The sequence below is a fragment of the Agromyces selenitireducens genome (assembly GCF_052748465.2).
The window spans coordinates 1,217,942-1,231,176 of record NZ_CM188259.1; the positions used below are offsets into that span (position 1 = coordinate 1,217,942).

The 13,235-nt window shown below is 71.5% G+C and carries 12 protein-coding genes; 6 read left to right on the forward strand and 6 right to left on the reverse strand.

Annotated features, from left to right (window positions below):
- Window positions 1-123: 123 nt before the first annotated feature.
- From ACULK4_RS05700 to ACULK4_RS05715, 4 genes are all read right to left on the reverse strand, one after another.
- Window positions 124-2,121, reverse strand: a complete 1,998-nt coding sequence (locus ACULK4_RS05700; RefSeq protein ID WP_445965623.1) for a primary-amine oxidase — start codon at window positions 2,119-2,121, stop codon at window positions 124-126.
- Window positions 2,118-3,527, reverse strand: a complete 1,410-nt coding sequence (locus tag ACULK4_RS05705; protein WP_445965622.1) for an aldehyde dehydrogenase family protein — start codon at window positions 3,525-3,527, stop codon at window positions 2,118-2,120. The genes ACULK4_RS05700 and ACULK4_RS05705 overlap by 4 nt, the downstream gene beginning before the upstream one ends.
- Window positions 3,528-3,646: 119 nt before the next feature.
- Window positions 3,647-4,582, reverse strand: a complete 936-nt coding sequence (locus ACULK4_RS05710; protein WP_445965621.1) for an AraC-like ligand-binding domain-containing protein — start codon at window positions 4,580-4,582, stop codon at window positions 3,647-3,649.
- A gap of 94 nt (window positions 4,583-4,676) precedes the next feature.
- Window positions 4,677-5,294, reverse strand: coding sequence for a TetR/AcrR family transcriptional regulator (locus ACULK4_RS05715; protein WP_445965620.1), 618 nt, complete (start codon window positions 5,292-5,294; stop codon window positions 4,677-4,679).
- A gap of 129 nt (window positions 5,295-5,423) precedes the next feature.
- Between ACULK4_RS05715 and ACULK4_RS05720 the strand changes: the two genes are divergently transcribed.
- The 6 genes from ACULK4_RS05720 to ACULK4_RS05745 all read left to right on the forward strand — a co-directional run bounded on the left by ACULK4_RS05720 (window position 5,424) and on the right by ACULK4_RS05745 (window position 11,780).
- Complete coding sequence (locus tag ACULK4_RS05720; RefSeq protein WP_445965619.1) at window positions 5,424-6,926, forward strand: APC family permease; 1,503 nt, start codon at window positions 5,424-5,426, stop codon at window positions 6,924-6,926.
- A gap of 19 nt (window positions 6,927-6,945) precedes the next feature.
- Window positions 6,946-7,506, forward strand: a complete 561-nt coding sequence (locus ACULK4_RS05725) for a hypothetical protein (RefSeq protein ID WP_445965618.1) — start codon at window positions 6,946-6,948, stop codon at window positions 7,504-7,506.
- 53 nt (window positions 7,507-7,559) lie between these two features.
- On the forward strand, window positions 7,560-7,862 hold the full coding sequence (locus tag ACULK4_RS05730) for a hypothetical protein (protein WP_445965617.1): 303 nt from the start codon (window positions 7,560-7,562) through the stop codon (window positions 7,860-7,862).
- A gap of 199 nt (window positions 7,863-8,061) precedes the next feature.
- Window positions 8,062-9,567: a glyceraldehyde-3-phosphate dehydrogenase gene (locus ACULK4_RS05735; RefSeq protein WP_445965616.1), complete on the forward strand. Its 1,506-nt coding sequence runs from the start codon at window positions 8,062-8,064 to the stop codon at window positions 9,565-9,567.
- A 120-nt stretch (window positions 9,568-9,687) separates the two neighbouring features.
- Window positions 9,688-10,863 carry a thiolase family protein gene (locus ACULK4_RS05740; protein ID WP_445965615.1) on the forward strand — a complete coding sequence of 392 codons (1,176 nt, stop codon included), beginning with the start codon at window positions 9,688-9,690 and terminating at the stop codon, window positions 10,861-10,863.
- Between the two features lie 128 nt (window positions 10,864-10,991).
- Window positions 10,992-11,780 (forward strand): SDR family NAD(P)-dependent oxidoreductase, encoded by a 789-nt coding sequence (locus tag ACULK4_RS05745; RefSeq protein WP_445965614.1) that lies wholly within the window; start codon window positions 10,992-10,994, stop codon window positions 11,778-11,780.
- A gap of 77 nt (window positions 11,781-11,857) precedes the next feature.
- Here the strand turns inward: ACULK4_RS05745 and ACULK4_RS05750 are convergent, their stop codons facing one another.
- Together ACULK4_RS05750 and ACULK4_RS05755 are read right to left on the reverse strand one after the other, a co-directional pair.
- On the reverse strand, window positions 11,858-12,850 hold the full coding sequence (locus ACULK4_RS05750; protein ID WP_445965613.1) for a permease prefix domain 1-containing protein: 993 nt from the start codon (window positions 12,848-12,850) through the stop codon (window positions 11,858-11,860).
- A complete protein-coding gene (locus ACULK4_RS05755; protein WP_445965612.1) occupies window positions 12,847-13,188 on the reverse strand; it encodes a PadR family transcriptional regulator in 342 nt (113 codons plus the stop codon). The genes ACULK4_RS05750 and ACULK4_RS05755 overlap by 4 nt, the downstream gene beginning before the upstream one ends.
- Window positions 13,189-13,235: the final 47 nt, after the last annotated feature.

The following is a 13,235-nucleotide window of genomic DNA, read 5'->3' on the forward strand; positions in this document are numbered from 1 at the left end:
TCTGGTATCCGAAATCGTATATGATACTGCAGCTTGCGCACGGGGCGGCGTCGCGACGCAGCACGTTCCGAAGACGGGCGGATGCCGCGTGCCCGGGGTGGCACGCGGCATCCGGTTTCGTGGTCAGTGCTCGCAGCGGCAGGCCGAGCCAGTGCCGCAGCAGCCGGCGGCATCCGTCGACCGGCTCGCGTCGGGCAGGTCGAGCGCGGGATTGCGGTCGAGGAACCCGTAGGGCTTGAACAGGAACCCCGAGTAGTCGACGGGCATGACGGGCCAGTCCTCGGGCCGCGGGATGTGCGTCGGACCGAACACGTGCCAGAGCACGAGGTCGGTGCCGTCGAGGTCGCGGTCGGCCTGCTGCCAGGTCGGCAGCCCTGCCCAGCCCTCGTGCGCGTTCGGGTACGGCCCCGCCGGGTAGAGCTCGTCGGGAGCGTACGCGGTCGCCCACAGGTGCTTCGTCGCGAAGTTCGCGCGGGCCCACACCGTGGAGTCGGGCTGTGCGAGCAGCGTCGACTTCCCCTCGGGGATGAGGTGGAAGGACGTCGGCCGGCCGACCGCGTTGCGGCGGCTCGCGCTCGCGACCTCCCACACGCGCGACGTCGCGCCGTTCGCGAGGCGGCCGGCGTCGGACTCCCGGGTGATCGGGGTCACCTGCCAGGTGAACGCGTTGCCGTACGGGTTGTCGGGCCCGGTGGGCACGCCGACCACGTCGACCTCGGCGAGCGTGTTGTCCTCGCCGTCGATCGCGACGTCGAGTCGCGCGCAGAACAGGTGCTGGTGCACGGGTGCGAACAGGCCGGGGGCGATCTCGGACGCATGGGGGTCGGGCGCGCCCGGCGTGCCGGCGCCCGCGAACACGATGCCGGTCGCCTTGGCCTCCATCTGGACGGTTCCGTCGAGGTAGAGGTACCAGAAGAAGCCGTAGTCGTAGTTGCCGATCGTGGCGAAGTAGCTGATCACGAGCCGGCGCGACCGGCGCACCTCGGCACGCTCGCCCCACTCGTTGTGCTTCCAGAGGATCCCGTAGTCCTCCTCGTGCATGCACACGACGTTCGGCATGCGCACGGCGTGTCCATCGTCGCCCGCGACGTGCGCGTCGAAGTAGTGGATGACGCCGAGGCAGTCGCACCCGAGCTGCAGCGCGTTCGCGTTCTTGCCGAGCAGGTACTCGCCGGCGTCGAAGTAGCTGATCCAGAAGCGGGTCGGCGTGGTGTCGCCGTACGGCACGACCATCTCCGGCACGCTCGCCCGCGACAGCACCGAGCGGTGCTCGTCGCCGTCGCGGAACGACACCTGCTGCAGGACGAGCCCCTCACGGGCGTTGAACCCCACCCGGAATCGCCAGTTCTCCCACTCGACCAGGTTGCCGTCGACGGCGAAGCTCGGCCCCTCGGGCTGGGTGATCTCGATGGGCTTCAGGCTCGTGCGCGCCGGACCCACGGTCTCGGGGTCGTACCGGCCGTCGACCGACGGCACCGGCACGTCGCCCTCGTCCTCGACCCGGATGACCCGCCGCTCGGTGAGGTCGATGTGCACGATGAGCCCCTCGACGGGATGCGACCAGTGGTTGTCGCCGGGGGCGTCCCTGAGGAACGTGAGCGAGCGGATGACGCGGCGTCCGACCTCGTCGGCGCGTCCGAAGAAGCCCGGGGCGAGCGGTCCGCAGAACGCGAGGTCGATCTTCGCGCCGAGCCCGCGCCGTTCCATCGCGGCGCACCACTCGGGCGAGTCCTTCACCAGCTGCTCGGCGAGCTCGTACTCCTCGAAGAGGTACTGCGGCTGGCCGTACGGCGCACGGGTCGTGTCGAGCTCCGTCCATTCCTCGACCGCCTCGGTCGCGAGGTTCACGACGGCCTCGGCCGCACGCCCGGTGTCGAGTTCGAGCAGGGTGTAGCGCAGCCGGCGCTCGACCGGGTCGCCGTCGGCGAAGCCGGCGACGATCGCCTTGTCGGGCTCGACGGGCATGACGTTCGGGAAGCGGGTGCGCTCGCCGACCTTCCCGGCGCGGACGAGGACCTCGCGGCCGAGTTCGAGCTCGTCGGCGGTCGTGAGGTCGAGCGGATGCCGCACGTCGGCGGGTGCGTCGGCGACGGCGTGGTCGTGGTGGTGCATGAGCGTCATCCGTTGATCACCTGGGGCACGGCGACGGCCTTCAGGCCCTCGGCGCCGAACTCGAGTCCGAAGCCGGACTGCTTGACGCCGCCGAACGGGATGCCCGGGTGGACGCCGCCGTGCGAGTTGATCCAGACCGTGCCGGCCTCGAGTCGCGCCGCGATCTCGCGGGCGCGTTCGCGGTCACCCGACCAGACGGAGGCCCCGAGGCCGACGTCCACGGCGTTCGCCATGCGGACGGCGTCCTCGACGTCGGAGTACCGGATGATCGGCAGGGCCGGGCCGAACTGCTCCTCCTGCACGAGGGGATGCGCGTCGTCGATGTCCGCCACGAGCGTGGTGGGGTAGAAGTGGCCGGATGCCTCGGGGTCGGGCGTCCCGCCGAGCAGCACCCGCGCGCCGGAGGTCTTCGCGGCGTCGACGAGCCGGTGCACGACCTCCCACTGCATGCGGTTCTGGAGCGGACCGAGCACGTTCTGCTCGTCGAGCCCCGGACCCATCGGCATCTGCGACGCGACCTCCGTCAGGGCGTCGCAGACGGCGTCGTAGACGTCGTCGTGCACGTACAGGCGCTTCATGGCGGCGCAGGTCTGGCCGGTGTTGATGAACGCGCCCCAGAACAGTCCCTCGGCGATCGCCGAGGCGTCGACGTCGGGCAGCACGATGCCGGCGTCGTTCCCGCCGAGTTCGAGGGTGAGCCGCTTGAGGTTGCCGGCCGAGGCCTCCATGATCCGGCGGCCCGTCGCGGTGGAGCCGGTGAACATGATCTTGCCGATGCCGGGGTGCACCACGAGCTCGGCGCCGAGGCCGCCGTCGCCGGCGACGACCTCGAGGACGCCCTCGGGGAGCTCCTGGTTCATGACGGCGGCGAGCGCGAGCCCCGACAGGGTCGTGTACTCCGACGGCTTGGCGACGACGGTGTTGCCCATGCGGAGCGCCGGGGCGATCTGCCAGATCGCGATCATCATGGGCCAGTTCCACGGCGTGATCACGCCGACGGTGCCGATCGGGCGGTAGTGCAGCTCGGCGTAGGTCTCGCCGTCGTCGACGACGACCTCGACGGGCTGCGGCGTCGCCGCGGTCGCCCGGAGCCAGTTCGCGCAGGCACCGACTTCGAAGCGCGCGTTCGGGCCGTTGAGGGGCTTGCCCTGCTCGCGAGAGAGCAGTTCGGCGAGCGCCTCACCCGATCGCTCGATGGCGTCGGCGACGCGGTTCAGCGTCGCGACGCGCTCCTCGTCGCCGAGCTCGGCCCAGGCCGGCTGCGCGGCACGGGCGCGGCCGATCGCCCGCTCGAGCTCGGCGGTGCCGTCGACGCGCGCCGCGCCGATGCGCTCACCGGTCGCGGGGTCGAGGACGTCGCGCGTCGGTCCGGTTGCCGGGGTGATGGCCGCGAGCAGGCGCTCGTAGGTCTCCATTGCTCCTCCAAGGTTCGTGCCCACCAGTCTCGGCGGATGCGGCGCACGGGTCTTGTCTCGGAGCGAGCGGGTGTTGACCGCGAGCGAAGACCCGCCGACGGTGCGTGGGGTGCCGCGGTTCAGCGGCTGCCGCGCACGTCGCGCGGGGAGCAGTCGAACTCGGCGCGGAACGCCCGGCTGAAGTGCGCGGCGTCGGCGAAGCCCCAGTCTGCGGCGACGCTCGAGATCGACCGGTCGTCGAATGCCGGATCGGCCAGGCGGCGGCGGCACTCCTCGAGGCGCCGGCGTCGTACCCAGGTCGACACGGTCGTGTCGTGCTCGTGGAAGAGCGCGTGGAGGTATCGCGGCGAGATGAAGTGCGCCGCGGCGATCGTGGCCGGGTCGAGGTCGGGGGCGCAGAGGTTCGCGTCGATGAAGCGCGTGATCTCGGTGAACAGGCGCTCCCGCGGACTCAACTCGACGGATCCGACGGCGAGCTCGTTCGAGAGCATCGCGGCCGCCATGTCGACGGCATTGCGCGCGAGCCGCTCGCCGCTGGGTCCGGCGAGCAGGTCGAGGCGATCGGCGAGGCTCGTGAGGTAGGTCCCGACCAGGTCGCCCATTCCGCCCGCAGCGCCGAGCGGCGTCGCGGTGAGCTCGCCGATCGCGCGGTGCGGGAGGTCGAGCAGCCGGCTCGGGAACATCATCACGAACGTGCGCGACGAACCGTCGAACATGAGCGAATACGGGCGATCGGTCGCGTAGATCGAGATCGAACCCGGCTCGAGCAGCGTCTCGCGGTGCTCCTGCACGAGGAGGCCCGTGCCCGCCAGCTGCACGCCGAGCTTGTAGAACCTGCGGTCGTCGCTCGCGACGAGCTGCGGCGTTCGTTCGACGGCGTGCTCGGTCGCCGAGACGATCGAGAAGTGCACGTCCTCCGCCGCGACGTGGCGGATCGAGCCCGCGAACGGATCCGGCCGGTCGCTCGTGACCTTCAGCGGCACGAACGACTCGCTCACGGCGGTTCGGAATGCGGGGAAGTCGAGCGTTCCCGCCTTCGTCGTGGGGTGCGTCATCGCGGTCCTCCCTGCCTCGTCGCACGGTTGGGTCGACGGTAGCCCTATCCAAATGGATAGGCAAGGGGAGCGGGACGAATGGCCGAGAGGGCGGTCAGTCCGAGGGTCGGGCGGCGGATGCCACGAGCCGGCGGATGCGCTCGAGCACCCGCTCGCTCTCCGCCGCCGAACCCAGCACGAGGTGCTTGAACACGAGGCCGTCGAGCGCGAACCAGATCACCTCGATGAACTCCTCGTCCTCGATGCCGAGCGCCCGGAGTTGCGCGGTGGTCGCGCGCCGGTACGTCTCGTAGTACCGCTCGACGTGTTCGCGCAGTTCCGGCCGGCGGCGCGCCTCGAGCAGCAGCTCGTACTGGAACGCCTGCATGTCGGTGCTGCGGTCGGCGAGCGATTCGATGCCCGCCGCGAACCGGGCCGGATCCGCGGCGGCCGGCCGCCCCGCGGCATCCGTCATGCTCGTCTCGCGCAGGCTCTCGGCCACGGCGAACTCGAGCGCCGCCGCGATCAGCTGGTCACGCGTGCCGAAGTGATGGCGCACGAGCCCGTGCGACACCCCGGCCTCGGCGGCCACCGCACGGTAGGTCAGGGCGCGCAGCCCCGACCGTGCCACGACCGTGATCGTGGCCTGCAGCAGCGCGCGCCGTCCCGCCGACCCGTTCCGACCCGGCGCGGGAGCGGTGGACGCGTCATCCGTTTCGGAACTGGACCCCACAGGAGCACCCTATGAGGCGAGGGCGCCTCGGTTCGCGAAGCGACAACGATCGTGCCGGATCGGACAAGACCCGCCGGGCCGGTCGGAGGAGCATTCGGAGCGACCCCCACCATCGACACAGGAGTCCCGATGTCCACGACCACCGACCCCATGACCGCCGAGACGGCGACGCGGCAGCGACGCCGCCTCGGCGTGCCCGCGATCACCGTCCTCATCATCGCCGCATCCGCGCCGCTCACCGTCATCGCCGGCGGCGCCACCACCGCCTACTCGGTCACCGGCTCGATCGCCGTTCCGATCGGCTACCTCGTCCTCGCCGCGGTCCTCGCCGTCTTCTCGATCGGCTACGCGGCGATGAGCCGGTTCATCACGAACGCCGGCGCCTTCTCCGCCTACGCGGCGCAGGGCCTCGGACGGCCCGTCGGCGTGGGTGTCGCGCTCATCGCGCTCGTCGCCTACAACTGCATGCAGATCGGCATCTGGGGCATCTTCGGATTCCAGGTCTCACTCCTGCTGGGCGAGAAGTTCGGGATCGACGTGCCGTGGTGGGCGAGCGTCCTCGTCTTCATCGTCGTCGTCGGCATCCTCGGCGTGAACCGCGTCGACCTCTCGGCGAAGGTGCTCGGCGTGATCGTCGCGCTCGAGTTCCTCGCCGTGCTGGTCTTCGACCTCGCGGCGTTCGCGAACCCGGCCGAGGGCTTCTCCGCCGACCCGATCTCGCCGTCGGCGCTCCTGCTGCCCGGACTCGGCGCCGTGCTCGTGTTCGGCATCGCCGCGTTCATGGGATTCGAGTCGGCCGCCATCTACGGCGAGGAGGCCGTCGACCCGAAGCGGACCGTCGCGCGGGCCACGTTCACCGCGGTCGTCATCATCGGCCTCTTCTACGCGTTCTCGTCGTGGGCGCTCGCCCTGGCGATCGGCCCGGAGAAGATCTCCTCCGGCGGGATCGCGCCCGAGGAGGCCGGACCGCCCCTCTTCTTCGGCTTCGTCGGCGAGCGGTTCGGGTCGATCATGGTCGACTTCATGTCGATCCTGTTCATCACGAGCCTCTTCGCCGCGCTGGTGAGCTTCCACAACGCCGTCGCGCGATACCTGTTCTCGCTCGGCCGCGACGGCGTGCTCCCCGCGGGCCTCGCGAGCGTTCGCGACCGAACCGGCGCACCATGGGCGGGCTCGATCACGCAGAGCCTGCTCGCCGTCGTGGTGGTCGTCGCATTCGCCATCGCCGGCGCCGGCTCCGAACTCGGCATCCTCTTCCCGGTCGTCACGCTGTTCTCGTGGCTCACGAACACCGGGGCGCTCGGGCTGGTGCTCCTCATGGCGGTCGTCTCGCTCGCCGTGATCGGGTACTTCCGCCGCGACCCACGCGACGTCGGGGCCGGATCGCGGCTCGTCGCGCCGGTCCTCGCGTTCCTCGCACTGACGACCGTGCTCGTGCTCATCGTGGCGAACTTCAACGTGCTGCTCGGGCAGGTCGAGAGCGACGCCACGACGTTCGTGCTCCCCGGCCTCATCGTGGTCGCGGGCATCGCGGGCATCGCCTGGGCGCTCGTGCTGCGCAACCGGCGGCCCGACGTCTACCGGCGGATCGGGCACGGCGCCGAGGACCTGACCGCAGAGCACCTCGGCTGAGCCGGGACCGCCGAGCGCGATGCACGCCGCCATCATGGTCGCCGCGCTCGCGCCGACCCTGGCTTCGGTCGCCTGCACCGTCGTGCCGGTCCGGCGCGGCGGCGCGGCGGTGCCGCGCGAGCGCGGCACCGCCGTGCTCATGGGCGTCTCAGCCCTCGACATGGTCGTTCCGGGGCTCGATCTCGCACACGCGACCGGGTGGGGAGCACTGCTCGTGGTCGCGTCACTGATGGCGCTCGTCCCCGTGCCGGGACGAGCCCGCCGGACCGGCGGCCCATCCGGCGGGGACGCCTCCCGCCGGGCGGAGCTGGCCCGGAACTCCGGCTCGCTCCTCGTCATGGCGGCGATGTGGTGGGCGATGGCGGCACCGCCGGGATCCGACGCGGGCGCGCACTCCGCCCATGCCGCCGGCGTCCCGCTCGGCTGGGCGGTGGTCGCTGTGGCGGCCGCGATCGCGGCGACGGCACTCGCGTCACCGCTGCGCCGGGTAGCGGCCGAGCGCACCGGGCCGTCCGCGTGGCGGCATCCGCTCATGGCCGTCGGCATGCTCGCCATGGCCGTCACGATGCCACTCGGCTGAGGCGGCATCCGTGTCGTCGTCACGCGCCACGCGCGCACGGCAGAATGGCTCAGGTGAAGACGATCCAGCTGCGCCGGTACACGCTCGTCGACGGGGAATACGACGCCTTCCTGGCGTGGTTCCGGGAGTGGATGCCGCGGGTGCGGTCCGAGGCCGGGTTCACGATCGAGTTCGCCTACGGCATCCGCGAGCGGAACCAGTTCGTCTGGGCGGTGAGCGCACCGGGCGACCACGAGGCGTTCCTCGCGCGCGAGCAGGAGTACCTCGCCTCGGCGGCACGTGCGGCGGCGTTCGACGGCGTGCCGCAGCGGATCGCGGTCTACGACATCGAGCTCGTCGACGACGTCGCAGCCTGACCGCGACCCCACGGCGTCGGGGCTCGACGCCGCGGCATCCGCTCGCAGGGTCACCTGCCGCCATGTACAGCGGATGCCGCGTCGCGCGCCGGTATCATCGAGGCATCCCCTTCGGAAACCCCGTGGTCGACGCTGCCACCCCGGCGCCGACCCGCACGATGGCCGACGACGCCGACGCTCGCGGCCGAGAGGACACGCCGTGAGCCACGAGTTCGACGCCCGCCGTGAGGAATGGATCGCCCGAGAGGAACAGGCCGAGCGGATGATCCCGCTCATCGGCGGCCTGTACCGCCGTCACGGAGTCGTGACCTCCATCCACGGGCGTCGCCTGATCAACCGCTCCGCGGTCGAGCTGCTCAAGGCGCACCGCTTCGCCCGGCAGGCCGGCGACGTCGAGCTCGATCTCGACGACACGATGCGCGTGCTCGAGGCGCTCGCCGAGATCGGCCCCGGCCCCGCATCCGTCGACGTCGCCCGCCTCGTCTCGCGGTTCCACGCGGCCGCGCCCGGCACCGACCTCGTCGACTTCCTCCGCGCGGAGCTCGCACCGGTGCTCGTCGACGCCGGGGAGCCCGCGGCATCCGGCACCGACGTCGTGCTGTACGGCTTCGGCCGCATCGGCCGGCTGCTCGCCCGCATCCTGATCGCGCACGCCGGCGGTGGCCAGAACCTGCGCCTGCGCGCGATCGTCGTCCGCAAGGGCGCCGAGAACGACCTGCAGAAGCGCGCCAGCCTGCTGCGCCGCGACTCGGTGCACGGTCCCTTCCAGGGCACCATCACGGTCGACGAGGAGGCGAACACCATCCTCGCGAACGGCACCCTCATCCAGGTGATCTACTCCGACGACCCCGGCGCGATCGACTACACCGCGTACGGCATCTCCGACGCGATCGTCGTCGACAACACGGGCCGCTGGCGCGACGAGCCCGGGCTCAGCCGCCACCTCGAGTCGAAGGGCGTCGCCCGCGTGCTGCTCACCGCGCCGGGCAAGGGCGCGATCAAGAACATCGTGCACGGCATCAACCACGACGCGATCGAGTCGGGCGACCGCATCCTCTCGGCGGCGTCCTGCACCACCAACGCGATCACCCCGGTGCTCGCCGCGATCGACGACGCGTACGGCATCGCGCGCGGCCACGTCGAGACCGTGCACTCGTTCACGAACGACCAGAACCTCATCGACAACTTCCACAAGGGCGACCGTCGCGGCCGCTCGGCGGTGCTGAACATGGTCATCGCCGAGACCGGCGCCGCGAAGGCCGTCGCGAAGGCGCTGCCCGCGCTCGAGGGCAAGCTGACCGGCTCGGCGATCCGCGTGCCCACGCCCGACGTGTCGCTCGCGATCCTCAACCTGCAGCTCGAGAACCCGACCGACAAGGCCACGCTGAACGCCTACCTCCGGACGGTCTCGCTCACGTCGCCGCTGCGCCAGCAGGTCGACTACATCGAGTCGCCCGAGGTCGTCTCGACCGACTTCGTCGGCTCGAACCGGGCCGGAATCGTCGACGGGCTCGCGACCATCGCCGACGGCACCGACGTCGTGCTCTACGTCTGGTACGACAACGAGTACGGCTACTCGTGCCAGGTCGTCCGCGTCATCGAGGCGATGGCCGGCACGCACCCCATGGTGCTGCCCGAGCGCCAGCCGGTGCGCGTCGAGCAGGTCGTCGCGGCATCCGTCCCCGAGGTCGCCGAGGTCGGCTGAGCCCCGTGCGGGTCGAGGAGCTCGCGAAGCGGGCGTCTCGAGACCCCGTGCCGACGGTGCCGGTCCCGAGACGCGCCTTCGGCGCTCCTCGACCCGCAGACGCGGTCGTAGGCTGAGGGCATGAGCACCGAAGCCGTCATCGTCGACGTCATCCGGACCCCCGTCGGGCGCGGCAAGCCCGGTGGACTGCTGAGCGGCGTCCACCCGGTCGACCTGCTCGCCGGCGTGCTCACCGCACTCGTCGACCGGAACGACCTCGACCCCGCCCTCGTCGACGACGTGATCGGCGGGTGCGTGAGCCAGATCGGCGAGCAGTCGTACAACATCGTGCGCAACGCCGTGCTCGCGGCCGGATTCCCCGAGACCGTGCCCGGCACGACCATCGACCGGCAGTGCGGGTCGAGCCAGCAGGCGGCCGCGTTCGCAGCACAGGCGGTCATGGCCGGCCAGGCCGACATCGTGATCGCGTGCGGCGTCGAGTCGATGAGCCGGGTGCCGCTCGGTTCGAGCGCCGCGGGCGCCGACCCGTACGGATCCCGCATCCGCGCGCGGTACCCCGACGGGCTCGTGAACCAGGGCGTCTCGGCCGAGCTGATCGCCGAGAGGTGGGGGTTCTCGCGCGAGCGACTCGACGAGTTCGCAGCCCGATCGCACCGGTCGGCGGCCGCAGCGGGGGAGTCCGGCGCCTTCGCGACCGAGGTCGTGCCGGTTCCCGGCGTCGAGTCGCTGGCCGACGAGACGGTGCGGCCCGCGACTACGGTCGAGTCGCTGGCCGGCCTGAATCCGGCGTTCCGCACCGACCGCCTCGCCGAGCGATTCCCCGACGTCGAGTGGCGCATCACCCCGGGCAACTCATCGCCGCTCACCGACGGCGCCTCGGCGGCGCTCATCATGAGCGCGGACGCCGCCGATCGGCTCGGCGTCGAGCCGCGCGCCCGCTTCCGCGCGTTCTCGGTCGTCGGCAGCGACCCGCTGTACATGCTCACGGGCGTGATCCCCGCGACCGCGAAGGTGCTCGAGCGCGCCGGCCTCACCCACGACGACATCGACGTGTACGAGGTCAACGAGGCGTTCGCGTCGGTGCCGCTCGCGTGGCTCGCCGACACGGGCGCGGATGCCGCGAAGCTCAACCCGCGCGGCGGCGCCATCGCGCTCGGGCACGCGCTCGGCTCGAGCGGCACGCGCCTGCTCACGACGCTCGTGAACCAGCTCGAGGCCACGGGCGGCCGCTACGGCCTGCAGACGATGTGCGAGGGCGGCGGCATGGCCAACGCCACCGTCATCGAGCGCGTCTGATCCCGCGCCATCCACCCACCGTCCCACACCACCCGCCGAGTGATGCAGTTCCCGCCGAGTGATACCGCCGCAGCGGCATCACTCGGCGACAGGGGTATCACGCGGCGACACACTCGAAGGGGAGACACATGGAACTGAGCGGAGCATCCGCGATCGTCACGGGCGGCGCGTCGGGACTCGGGCGTGCGACGGCGCAGGCCCTCGTCGACGGCGGCGCGCACGTCGTCATCGTCGACCTGCCCGGCCCGCGCGGCGAACAGGCCGCGGCCGAGCTCGGCGAGCACGCCCGGTTCGTGCCCGCCGACGTCGCCGACGAGGCCCAGGTCGCCGAGGCGGTCGCCGCGGCATCCGCCATGGGGCCCCTGCGCGTCGCGGTGAACTGCGCCGGTATCGTCACCGCGAATCGCACCGTGGGCCGCGACGGCCCGGCGCCCCTCGACGCGTTCGAGCGCACCATCCGGGTGAACCTGATCGGCACGTTCAACGTGCTGCGGCTCGCCGCCGCCGCGATGGCCGGGAACGAGCCCGTGCCGGCGGGCGTGCCGGGCGGCCCGGCGACGCTCCAACGCGGCGTGATCGTGAACACCGCGTCCGTCGCCGCGTTCGACGGCCAGGTCGGCCAGGCCGCCTACTCGGCGTCGAAGGCGGGCGTGGCCGGGATGACGCTGCCGATCGCGCGGGACCTCTCGAGGCTGCTCATCCGCGTCGTCACGATCGCGCCGGGCATCTTCGAGACGCCGATGATGGCAGGCATGCCCGACGACGTCCGCGCGTCGCTCGAGCAGCAGGTGCCGCACCCCTCGCGCCTCGGGCACCCCGCCGAGTACGCCGCGCTCGTGCGCTCCATCGTCGCGAACCCCATGCTGAACGGCGAGACGATCCGCCTCGACGGAGCGATCCGCATGGGCCCGAAGTAGCGGGCGCCACGAAATCGGGCGAGCGGATGCCGCGGGGTCGTTCGCCCCGCGGCATCCGCTCGTCGTCGCGCCGTTCGTCAGGTGCGACCGAGTGCGAGCGCCGAGCCGCCCCGACCGCGGACGGTCTTCACGATGCCGTCGATCACGTCCCAGACGGCGACGCCGATGAACACGAAGACCAGGACCGTCGTGGTCACGCCGGCCGCCTCGCCCCACGGCCAGCCGACCGCGTCGAGGAAGTCGGGGTTGAACAGCTGCCCGGTCGTGAAGAGCCACAGCGCGGGAACCGTGAATGCCACGTTGAGCACCAGGTTCGCGGCGGCGAGCCCCCAGTTCCATCCCCAGGCGTAGATCGCGACCGCGAACAGCATCTCGAGCACGATCAGGACGAGGAAGTACGGCAGCCAGAACGACCACAGCGCCGGATCGAGCACCGGGATCGACTCGTCGGGACGGTCGAAGAACGGCGGCGACACCTGCTGCCAGATGATGAGGACCGCGAAGAGGGTGAGGAACACCAGGGATGCGATGAGATCGCCCAGCCGACCCGCTCGGCCGGTGTCCGGCACCTCGGGCAGCTGCTCGGGAGTCCAGGTCGTGGCGGCCTGCGCATTCGGGGATCGCTCGAGGATCGCGAAGACGAGCGTCACCCAGAATGCGAGGTGCACCGCGAGGGCGAGGGTCGTCGAGACGACGCTCGCGAGGCCCTCGCCGATCGAGGCGCCGGCGAGCAGCTGCGCGAGGACCATCGCCCCCGCGGAGATCGGCAGGACGATGGCGTACAGGAGCGTCAGCAGCCGCTTCCAGGTCAGGAAGTAGCGCGGCCCGATGAGCTGCAGCGGGCGGTCGACGTAGCTCGCGGCGAGCGCGGAGGGGTCGCCGAGTTCGCGGAGCACCGCGTCTTCGGCGTCGCCGGGAGAGTTCGCGTCGCCGGAGGCGAGCCGGGCGTCGACCTCGTCGCCGATGCGCTCGCGGAGTTCGCGGCCGAATTCGGCGCGCTGGGCCTCGGGGAGGTTGCGCGCGGCTGCCCAGACGTAGCGGTCGGTCAGGGTGGTGGACGGGGTGGTCATCGTTCGTCTCCCGAGGTGAGCCGGGTCAGCGCCCGGTCGATGTTCTTCCAATCGGCGGTGAGGACGCCCGCGAGCTGTTCGCCCGCGGGACTCGTGCGGTAGAACTTGCGGGGCCGTGCCTCGTCGGTGTTCCACTCGCTCGTGAGGAGGCCCTGCTTCTCGAGCCGTCGCAGCAGCGGGTACAGCGTATTGGCGTCGACGGTGATGCCGAGGCCGTTGAGCGACTCGAGCAGCGCGTACCCGTAGTCGGGCTCGCGCAGCCGCACCAAGCAGCCCAGCACGACCGTGCCGCGCCGCAGCTCCTGCAGGTGCCCGGCAGTCGTGTCATCAGTGTTCATGTGATGCACTGTACCGTGCGACACACACTATCGCAACAGGCGCAATG

Coding starts and splice junctions, on each gene's coding strand:
- ACULK4_RS05745 (WP_445965614.1), top strand. CDS start 10,992: ATGGAACTGAGCGGAGCATCCGCGATCGTCACGGGCGGCGCGTCGGGA.
- ACULK4_RS05725 (WP_445965618.1), top strand. CDS start 6,946: ATGCACGCCGCCATCATGGTCGCCGCGCTCGCGCCGACCCTGGCTTCG.
- ACULK4_RS05700 (WP_445965623.1), bottom strand. CDS start 2,121: ATGACGCTCATGCACCACCACGACCACGCCGTCGCCGACGCACCCGCC.
- ACULK4_RS05740 (WP_445965615.1), top strand. CDS start 9,688: ATGAGCACCGAAGCCGTCATCGTCGACGTCATCCGGACCCCCGTCGGG.
- ACULK4_RS05755 (WP_445965612.1), bottom strand. CDS start 13,188: ATGAACACTGATGACACGACTGCCGGGCACCTGCAGGAGCTGCGGCGC.
- ACULK4_RS05720 (WP_445965619.1), top strand. CDS start 5,424: ATGTCCACGACCACCGACCCCATGACCGCCGAGACGGCGACGCGGCAG.
- ACULK4_RS05705 (WP_445965622.1), bottom strand. CDS start 3,527: ATGGAGACCTACGAGCGCCTGCTCGCGGCCATCACCCCGGCAACCGGA.
- ACULK4_RS05710 (WP_445965621.1), bottom strand. CDS start 4,582: ATGACGCACCCCACGACGAAGGCGGGAACGCTCGACTTCCCCGCATTC.
- ACULK4_RS05750 (WP_445965613.1), bottom strand. CDS start 12,850: ATGACCACCCCGTCCACCACCCTGACCGACCGCTACGTCTGGGCAGCC.